6 protein-coding genes are annotated in these 7,030 nt (G+C 33.1%); 3 read left to right on the top strand and 3 right to left on the bottom strand.

The annotated features are described in order from the left end of the window. Window positions 1-55 precede the first annotated feature (55 nt). Window positions 56-538, top strand: coding sequence for a hypothetical protein (locus RM519_RS10090; protein ID WP_311593679.1), 483 nt, complete (start codon window positions 56-58; stop codon window positions 536-538). Continuing rightward, entirely contained in the window at window positions 528-728 is a 201-nt protein-coding gene (locus tag RM519_RS10095) for a helix-turn-helix transcriptional regulator (RefSeq protein ID WP_311593680.1), read from the top strand. Before RM519_RS10090 ends, RM519_RS10095 begins: the two co-directional genes overlap by 11 nt. Here RM519_RS10095 and tilS read toward each other — a convergent pair. The 3 genes from tilS to lpdA form a co-directional block, all read right to left on the bottom strand. After that, on the bottom strand, window positions 725-2,035 hold the full coding sequence (tilS, locus tag RM519_RS10100; RefSeq protein ID WP_311593681.1) for a tRNA lysidine(34) synthetase TilS: 1,311 nt from the start codon (window positions 2,033-2,035) through the stop codon (window positions 725-727). The genes RM519_RS10095 and tilS overlap by 4 nt on opposite strands. A 15-nt stretch (window positions 2,036-2,050) precedes the next feature. Further along, window positions 2,051-3,361: an aminodeoxychorismate synthase component I gene (gene pabB, locus RM519_RS10105; RefSeq protein ID WP_311593687.1), complete on the bottom strand. Its 1,311-nt coding sequence runs from the start codon at window positions 3,359-3,361 to the stop codon at window positions 2,051-2,053. 67 nt (window positions 3,362-3,428) lie between these two features. Further along, window positions 3,429-4,826: a dihydrolipoyl dehydrogenase gene (lpdA, locus tag RM519_RS10110; RefSeq protein ID WP_311593682.1), complete on the bottom strand. Its 1,398-nt coding sequence runs from the start codon at window positions 4,824-4,826 to the stop codon at window positions 3,429-3,431. 602 nt (window positions 4,827-5,428) lie between these two features. On the opposite strand from lpdA, the gene RM519_RS10115 reads away from it, so the two are divergent. Then, window positions 5,429-7,030, top strand: a 1,602-nt coding sequence (locus RM519_RS10115; protein ID WP_311593683.1) for an HYR domain-containing protein, incomplete at its 3' end; no start/stop codon positions are given.

Raw genomic sequence — 7,030 nt, forward strand, 5'->3', positions numbered from 1 at the left:
TGTCATAATGTAAAATAAACTTTACATTTGATAAATAATTAAACAATATATGATTATGAAAACACGTTTTTTATTCCCTACAAGATTTAAACTATTTGGTTGGATTCTCCTGCTTGTTGGATTAGGATTAGGAGCACTATTAATGATGAACGATTTAGATTATTTTAATTGGAAAGTAAATGTATTTCCTTTGATTGGAGAAGAGTCTGGTTTTTTAACAAGCAATGAAAGCCTGACCTGGTCAGAGAATAATGTGTCGGATGAGGTTGCTTCAATTTTGATTATTATTGGAGGAGTGCTAGTCGGTTTTAGTAAGACAAAAGAAGAAGATGAGTTTATTTATAAGATCAGAATGGAATCTTTGATTTGGGCTACTTATGTAAATTATGCTGTGTTATTGCTGGCTGTTTTGTTAGTTTTTGACATGCCTTTTTTTAGTGTATTGATCTATAATATGTTTACGGTCTTGTTTATTTTTATAGTTAGGTTTCACTTTATGCTTTACAAATCAAAAAAACAATTGAGTTATGAAGAATAACATTAAAGTAGAGCGCGCGATTAAAAATATAACTCAGGCTCAGTTGGCAGAAATTATAGGTGTAAGTAGGCAGACTATAAATGCTATGGAACTTAATAAATATGTGCCATCTACAGTATTGGCTTTAAAAATTGCGGAGGTTTTTGAGAAGAATGTGAATGACATTTTCTTTTTAGATGACGACGATTAGTGTAAAGAAAAGGAGATTTGCACAAAGTCTTTCTTTTCTTTAGATAGTTCGAATCTTCGATCAGGACGAAGATTTACAATCCATATAATGTCTTGATTTCCGTTTTCGAGTATCCAAGCGTTTTCTTTTTCGATTAAAGATAATTTTTCGTCTTTGAAAAATTTACTCACTTTTTTCTTGCCAAGCATTCCACTTGGGTAGAAATAGTCTCCATTTCGCCATCGCCTAATGGTTAATGGAAATATCAGTTTTGAGATGTCAACTGAAATATTATTAATTGTATTCTTTTCCAAAACTCTTGTAAAAATAATTTCAAACTCATCAGTTTTAAATTGATCAAGCGAATGGATTTGGAAACTTTGTTTTTTGTTGTTATTCTCTAATTTTGTCAACTGCAAGTGTTCGCGGTTTTTTAACAATCTATGTGTTTTACTAAGAACAAATTTCCCTGTTTGGCCATGAATCATATTTGAAACATCATCCCATTCTGAGAAACCATAGGATGAAAGTATTTCGAATAGATATGGTTTAGGATTTTCTAATTCTGTTAAATGAGAAATGCTAATTTCTGTTACTTTACCCTTTTTTGTAACTGCCGTTTTACAAAAGTCTTCCACCGCCTTATTAATAATTTCCTTACTTCCGTTTAAATGGTTTAGGGTGTTGTTTAGAGCATCCATTAAATTTGGATTCAGTTCTTTTAAAACTGGAATAACATCGTGTCTTAATTTATTTCTGATATATTTAGTTGAAGCATTAGAGGAGTCTTCTTGCCATAAAATTTTATTCTTTTTTGCAAAATGTAAAATTTCTTCTCGACTATATTTTAATAATGGTCTTACAATAACTCCGTTTATTTCTGGTATTCCGGTAAGTCCTTTGAGTCCTGTTCCTCTCGTAAGATTTATTAATAGAGTTTCTAAAACATCGTCTTTGTTGTGGGCAGTTAGTATGTAATCAAATTTTTCTTGTATTCGAATTTTTTCAAACCATTCATATCTTAAGTCTCTAGCAGCCATTTGAATTGAAATTCCTTTTTCCTTCGCAATTTTTTCAGTTTCAAAGGAGGTTGAAAAATGAGTAATACCCAAATCTCCTGCCAAGGTATTTACAAATTCTGAGTCAGAATCACTTTCAGTTCCTCTGAGATTAAAGTTGCAATGCGCAATGGCAATGGGTTGTTTTAATTGATATAATAAATGAGTCAAAACAACACTGTCTATTCCGCCAGAAACAGCAACCAACAGTTTTTTCTCTTTTAAAAAAGAAAAACGAGTGTTGATATGGTTCTTGAAATTCGAAATCATGAGCAGTTAAAGGTACTAATTAGTGTTTAATAGAACTTCTCTCATTGCTTTAGCTTTTAGAAGGCATTCTTCATATTCATTTTCTGGAATCGACTTTGAAGTAATAGCACCCCCAACCGAATAAGAAATGTAGTTGTTATTCGCATTGTATAGAATACTTCTGATTACCACATTAAAGTCGAAATCTCCGTTAGGAGTGAAGTAACCCACAGCGCCAGAGTACAAGCCGCGTTTTGTTTCCTCTAACTTTTCAATTATTTTCATCGCAGCAATTTTTGGTGCACCGGTCATGCTGCCCATAGGGAACATACTTTTAATAATGTCGATTGAGTTTTTATCAGATTCGACTTCCGCAACTACAGTAGATATTAGTTGATGTACTTGCTTAAAGGAATAAACTTTGCATAACTCAGCAACTTTGACCGTTCCTTTATTTGCTGTTCTAGACAGGTCGTTTCTGACCAAGTCTACAATCATAATGTTTTCGGCCCGTTCTTTTAAATCTGTTTCAAGCGACCATTTCAACTGCTCATCCTCTTTTTCAGATTCTCCTCTTTTTGTTGTTCCTTTTATTGGTTGAGAAATAATGGTGTTGTTAGTTCTCTTTAAAAAACGCTCTGGTGAGGCTGAAAGTAAATATTTGCTGTTTAGTTTTAGAAATGTCGCAAAAGGTGGAGTAGAAATTTCATTTAAATTATGATAAACTTTAAGTGGGTTAATTTCCGAATTTTCAGCATAAAATTCCTGGCAAAAACTAACTTCATAAATGTCTCCTCTATGTATGTGATTTAAAATTGCATTTACTTTATTGAAATATTCGTCTTTATGGATTCTAAGTTTTATTTTGATATTGTCTTCAAGGCTCTTGTTTTCTTCAGAGAAAATAGGACTGTTTAAAATAGTTTTTAAATCTGTTTCTATTTCAGAAGTGTATTTCGAGAGGTATTTAACTTCAACTTCGTTATTTTTTAAAAAGAAAATCTTTTTCGGTTGAAAAAAACAGAGATCATCAAAGTTTAATTCATCATAATTAGAAGAAGATAGTTGTTCAACATCATTTTTAAGGTCGTAACCTAAATAACCAAACAAGTAATCGTTTGTTTTTGTATGATATTCTTTGAGTTTCTGAAAAGCGTTTTCATAATCTAATTTTAGAATGGATTCGCTGTCAACTGCTAGAATAGCGTCGTATTTTGAAATACAAGTTTCAGGTTCATTTTTATTTGAATCTAGCCAAACAACATGCTCAAATTGCTGCGCCCAATTCAATAAGTTAGATTTGAACGTAGCGATGTTTTTAATTTTTATGGATTTTAAAACGCGCATTTGAATTTGGTAAAAATAAAAAAGTCCTTTCATATGAAAGGACTTTTAAATGTTTTAAAATATAGTATTAACTATGAATCGCTCTTCCATCTACCGCTAAACAAGCTTCTTTTATGGCTTCTGTAAATGTTGGGTGGGCATGAGAACTTCTTGCAACATCTTCTGCAGATGCTCTAAATTCCATAGCAATAACTGCTTCAGCAATCATATCCGCAGCTCTAGCGCCAATCATGTGCATTCCTAATATTTCATCAGTTTCTGCATGTGCTAAAACTTTAATCTGCCCTTCAATATCCATACTCGCTCTTGCTCTACCTAAAGCTCTCATAGGGAAACTTCCGGCTTTGTATTTTACGCCTTCTTCTTTTAATTGCTCTTCCGTTTTACCTACTGCAGCAACCTCTGGCCAAGTGTAAACAACACCAGGGATTAAATTGTAATCTATATGTGGCTTTTGACCTGCAATAATTTCGGCAGCCATAGTACCCTCTTCTTCTGCTTTGTGAGCTAACATGGCTCCCTTTACAACATCTCCAATAGCGTATATATTAGGAACATTGGTTTGTAAGTGGTCGTTTGTTTCTACTTGACCTCTTTCATTAACCTTTACTCCAGCATTTTCTAAACCTAATTTATCTGTGTAAGGCCTTCTACCTACAGATACTAGGCAATAGTCACCTTCAAATTCAACAGGTTTTCCTTTTTTGTCGTCTGCAGTGATTTTTACCGTTTCTCCAGTATTTTCAACTGAGGTTACTTTATGACTCGTGTAAAACTTGATGCCTTGTTTCTTTAAAGACTTTTGTAATTCTTTAGAAAGCATTCCGTCCATAGTAGGAATAATTTTAGGCATGTATTCTATTACAGATACATCTGATCCTAATCTTTTGTAGACTTGCCCTAATTCTAGTCCAATTACCCCACCACCAATAACAACTAAGTGCTTTGGAATTTCTTTCATGCTTAATGCTTCAGTAGAAGTAATAACACGTTTTTTATCTAAAGAAATAAATGGTAAAGTTGATGGTTTTGATCCTGTTGCAATAATAGTATGCTTAGACTCAATTGTTTCGGTTTTATCTTCTGATACAATGTTGATATGTGTTGCATCTTTAAATGATCCAAATCCTTGATATACATCAACCTTGTTTTTGTCCATTAAGAAATTAATCCCTCCACTTGTTTGAGAAACAACTTCTTCTTTACGCGCAATCATTTGCTCAAAATTTACTTTTACTTCTTTAGTATCGATTCCGTGCTTTTCAAAATGATGAACTGCATCATGGTAATGATGAGAAGAATCTAACAATGCTTTTGAAGGGATGCACCCAACATTTAAACATGTACCGCCTAAGGTGTTGTATTTTTCAATAATTGCTGTTTTTAAACCTAGTTGTGCACATCTAATTGCTGCAACATAACCTCCTGGTCCTGAACCTATAACGGTAACATCGTATGAACTCATAAAAATTGATTCTAAATTGAAGAGCAAAAGTACTACAAAATGTATTTATTGACTAAAAAATGGAAGTATTTTAACCCTTAATTATACTCCTATACAATATTCTTAAAAACATGCCGTTTATTAGAATAAACTTACCATTTACATATTTGCTTAAAATTAATCAGTTATGACTGTTAGGTCCGAAATAGATTTTTTTATGTTTGTACCAGAATCATTTAATTGCTAGGTGATTCATCTTAAAGATTACAAAGCCCACAATTGTAATTATTCTGGCCTTGTTTTTTTAAAGAAGTTAAATAACTGCGTTGTTGTCGAAATAAATGTATAACCCCACATTGTACGACAATTTCGATATTTTTATTTAAAGAAAAAGCGTATGTATAAAACTACTTTTGAAAAAAATTATTCTTATCAAAAAAGTATAGAGTGTCTATATACTATAGGTGCTTCTTTAAGATTTATTCTTTTTACCATATTAGGTGTAAGAAGAGGTACATATAATAACCCCAATTATTTATTGATGATGAACGAAACTGCCAATGCGCAGAATTTCGTGTTTAGAAACAGATTGAACTTATTATATATTTCTAAAATATAATGTTATGAAAAAAATTACTTTACTAATTTTAACTTTAGTTTTTTACTGTTTGCCTAGTGTAAACAGTTATGCTCAATTAGATTTATCGGAATACATTGGGGCATGCGAAAATGCGGATCCAAATGCAAATTGTACATCAAGTTCAACAAAAATATTAGGGGCTTTTATAGGATTGGCTAATGGAACTCCAATAACAGATGCAAATGTTGGAAGTATTTCAAATGGAACCCCTGCATATGTATTTATAGAAGTTCAGAAAACAGGTAATAAATTTGATTTGTATGTTGAATTTGATTTAGTTGATTTGTCGCCTGGAGGTATGAAGGTTCCTATTAGAGCGTCTAAGACTGGTCCCGTTCAAACGGATAATTATAAAGTTTATCATGCAATTTCTGACTATGTGGTAGATGGTGAAGTGAATACAGTCTATGGGCTCGAGAATATTATTGTAGGATGGGATAATACTAATAATGGTACAATTACATGTATAGATGCAAATTATCCTAGTTGTAATGGTGAGATTCCTGATATAATTGCTGTTGGACCATTTGCAGGTGGAGTTACCCCTTTAGATGCTGATTGTAGTGGGAATGATGGAAGTTTACATGTTCAGGCAAGTGGAGGTGTAGAACCTTATACAATATCGATAGAGGATGAAAATGGTGTTGTTGTTGTTTCCGGAGCATTTGATGGTGATGAAGTATATAATTTACCGCCAGGTGAATATGATGTGGATTTAGATGATTCAGATGGTCATGATTGGGATGGTGATGATTATGAGATTGGTTCTGGTACTTTGTTGACTGTATCACAAATTGTTGTTCAACCAGATTGTAATACAGCAGGTTCTATTACAGTTACAGCTTCTGGAGGTGTTGCACCATATTTATATGTATTGTTTAAGAATGGAAATGGAACTGCTGAAGCATCTAACGAAACAGGTGTTTTTAATAATTTAACAGATGGATCTTACCTAATTGGTATTGAGGAATTACAAGATCCTCCTGCAGTAAATTGTTCAACTTCTATTGGCCCAATAATATTAACGACAACTCCAGATATGGAATTGCCTACATTAGTTGGCTGTCCAACAAATATTAATTTATTTACAAATGATGACGGAGGTGCGGACTGTGAGGTTATAGTGAACTATACAGCACCTACTTTTAATGATAATTGTGATGGTACAGGGACGGCTACTTTAATTTCTGGTCCTGCTAGTGGTGATTCTTTAAGTGTGATTAATTCACCTTATACAGTTGTTTATTCATATACTGATGCAGCTGGAAATAAAGTTGCTGCGGATTGTTCATTTACAATTACAGTAACAGATAATGAGGCTCCAGTGATTACACATAATGGAGATCAGAATGTAAATACAGATTCAGGCGTTTGTGGAGCGGATGTAACAGTTAGTGCATTGGCAACAGATAATTGTTCTGTAGGTACTCCAACAGGAGTTCGTTCAGATGGTTTGGCCTTAGATGCAGATTATCCAGTAGGCGTAACGACAATTACTTGGAATGTAACAGATGTGAATACGAATGCTGCTTCTCAGGAAGTTCAGACAATTACAGTAACAGATAATGAGGCTCCAGTGATTACA

Source organism: Urechidicola vernalis (genome assembly GCF_031846385.1).
GTDB lineage: Bacteria > Bacteroidota > Bacteroidia > Flavobacteriales > Flavobacteriaceae > Urechidicola > Urechidicola vernalis.

What these genes read in the sequence shown, in the direction of transcription:
- RM519_RS10090 (WP_311593679.1), top strand. Translation starts at nt 56, where the DNA reads ATGAAAACACGTTTTTTATTCCCTACAAGATTTAAACTATTTGGTTGG.
- RM519_RS10095 (WP_311593680.1), top strand. Translation starts at nt 528, where the DNA reads ATGAAGAATAACATTAAAGTAGAGCGCGCGATTAAAAATATAACTCAG.
- tilS (WP_311593681.1), bottom strand. Translation starts at nt 2,035, where the DNA reads ATGATTTCGAATTTCAAGAACCATATCAACACTCGTTTTTCTTTTTTA.
- pabB (WP_311593687.1), bottom strand. Translation starts at nt 3,361, where the DNA reads ATGCGCGTTTTAAAATCCATAAAAATTAAAAACATCGCTACGTTCAAA.
- lpdA (WP_311593682.1), bottom strand. Translation starts at nt 4,826, where the DNA reads ATGAGTTCATACGATGTTACCGTTATAGGTTCAGGACCAGGAGGTTAT.